Below are 228 nucleotides of genomic sequence, written 5' to 3' on the forward strand. Positions count from 1 at the left end.
TCTCTTTTCTCTTAATATTTATTATAAATGAAAAAAGACTGTAGAGAATCTCGAATTTCTTAGAGTTTGTCTACAGTCTGAAAGAGGCTGTATAAGCCTCTTTTTGTTGTTATAGTGAGCAAGTAAAAGTTGCACTCTGGGATACGGAAGGAAGTCCATCCACTGCAGCCGAGGTAGCAGTAATGGTGACAGCTTGTCCAGGTACTGGAGTAGTTACTGTAGCGCTAA

The organism is Bacillus sp. JJ1503 (genome assembly GCF_036965125.1).
In the GTDB taxonomy this organism is placed as follows: domain Bacteria; phylum Bacillota; class Bacilli; order Bacillales; family Cytobacillaceae; genus Cytobacillus.